The organism is Nocardioides sp. CPCC 206348 (assembly GCF_048654705.1).
Taxonomy (GTDB): domain Bacteria; phylum Actinomycetota; class Actinomycetes; order Propionibacteriales; family Nocardioidaceae; genus Nocardioides.
Genome location: NZ_JBMCZA010000111.1, coordinates 40,321 through 42,152, shown reverse-complemented (window position 1 = coordinate 42,152; position 1,832 = coordinate 40,321). Strand labels below are relative to the sequence as shown.

2 protein-coding genes and 1 pseudogene are annotated in these 1,832 nt (G+C 71.9%); all 3 read left to right on the top strand.

Annotation, left to right across the window (positions count from 1 at the left end; translation table 11 throughout):
- A pseudogene (locus ACOADB_RS06495) lies at positions 1–617 on the top strand (amino acid deaminase/aldolase); the annotation flags it as partial.
- Positions 601–1,137, top strand: a complete 537-nt coding sequence (locus ACOADB_RS06490) for a uridine kinase family protein (RefSeq protein ID WP_378597138.1) — start codon at positions 601–603, stop codon at positions 1,135–1,137. The pseudogene ACOADB_RS06495 and the gene ACOADB_RS06490, both read left to right, overlap by 17 nt.
- A 22-nt stretch (positions 1,138–1,159) precedes the next feature.
- Positions 1,160–1,832: aldose epimerase (locus ACOADB_RS06485; protein ID WP_378597137.1), on the top strand; the 673-nt coding region annotated here is incomplete at its 3' end.

Genomic DNA, 1,832 nt, shown 5'->3' with positions numbered 1-1,832 from the left:
CCGACGCCGTGCCGCACCAGCGCGCGAAGTCGGCCGTCGTGCGCAAGCTCAAGCAGCTGTCGATCGCCCAGCTCGAGGTCCGCAGGACCGCGATCGCCGAGGGCCTGCACGCGCTCGAGGGGCACCGCGGCCACACCGGACCGATCTTCTGGAACGCCGGTGGCTCGGGGTCGCTGGAGTCCTCGGCGGCCGACCCGGTCGTCACCGAGGTCACCGCGGGCTCCGGCCTCCTGGGGCCGACGCTGTTCGACCACTACCAGTCGTTCCATCCCGCGCCGGCCGCGTTCTTCGGGCTGCCGGTCACCCGCAAGCCGACCGGCGAGATCGCGACCGTGCACGGCGGCGGCCTGATCGCCTCCGGTCCGGCGGGCGCCGACCGTGCGCCGACACCGTGGGCGCCGGCCGGGCTGAGCCTGACCGGTCTCGAGGGCGCGGGCGAGGTCCAGACGCCGCTGGTGGGCACCAACGCACCGACCCTCGCGATCGGTGACCTCGTGTGGTTCCGGCACGCGAAGTCCGGTGAACCGTTCGAGCACGGCACCGCCGTGCTGCTCGCCGACGGCGAACGGTTCGTCGACGAGGTGCCGACCTACCGGGGACATGGCCTCGCCTTCTGAGGTCCTCGCTGCCGCCCTTGCCCGTCCGGCAACGCTGGGCGCCGGACGGCTGATCTGCATCGACGGCCTGGCCGGGTCCGGCAAGACCACGCTGGCAGCAGCGGTCGCGAGTCTCGCTCCCGAGGCCGTCGTGATCGGGACCGACGAGATGCTCGAGGGCTGGCGCGGACTGCCCGGCCTGGGCGCGAGCATCGACGCGTTGCTGCGGCCGCTCGCGTCCGGCGAGACCGGTCAGTGGCGGCGGTGGGACTGGGTTGCCGACGGCTGGGCCGAGACGCGCGACGTCACGCCCGGCCCGTTGCTCATCCTCGAGGGCGTCGGCTCCGCTGCGTCGTCGTACGACGACCTGGTGACGTTGCTCGTCTGGGTGGAGGCCGATCGTGAGACCCGGCTGGCGCGGGGCCTGGCGCGCGACGGCGACGACCAGCTCGATCACTGGCTGACCTGGCTCGACGACGAGACGGCCCTGCACGAGCGGGAGAACACCCGGGCCCGTGCCGACATCGTCATCCGCACCTGAGCGCCCACTAGTCTCCGATGTCGTGAAGCCACCGAGCGGGGACCAGTTCGTCATCGAGTCCGCGGGCCATCGCGCCGTGGTCACCGAGAGCGGCGGTGCGCTGCGTGAGCTGACCTTCGAGGGACGGCCGCTGATCGAGGGCTTCGCCGAGGACGCGATGGCCGACGGCGGCCGCGGCCAGCTGCTGATGCCGTGGCCGAACCGGATCCGCGACGGGCGCTACACCTTCGGGGGCAAGCAGCAGCAGCTTGCGCTCACCGAGCCGTCGCGACAGAACGCGTCGCACGGACTGGTCCGGTGGGTGGCCTGGTCGGTCGTTTCGCACGAGGTTGACCGGTTGGAGCTCGGCTACTTCCTGCCTGCGCAGACGGGCTATCCGTGGGCGCTGGACCTCCGCGTCACCTACACGGTCGGACCAGACGGGCTCCACGTGACCCAGGCCGCGACGAACCTGGCATCCACGGCTGCGCCGTACGCGTCGGGCGCACATCCGTACCTGGTGGCGGGCGACGGTCCCTGCGACGGCTGGAGGATGGAGCTTCCGGCAGCGACCTACCTGACGGTGGACACCGAGCGGCTGCTGCCGACGGGAAGGGATTCCTTCTCGGGCCTCGTCACTGATCCGCTGGGCGAGACCGTGCTCAATCACGGCGTCACAGACGTGGATCGGGACGACGAGGGCGTCGCCACGATCC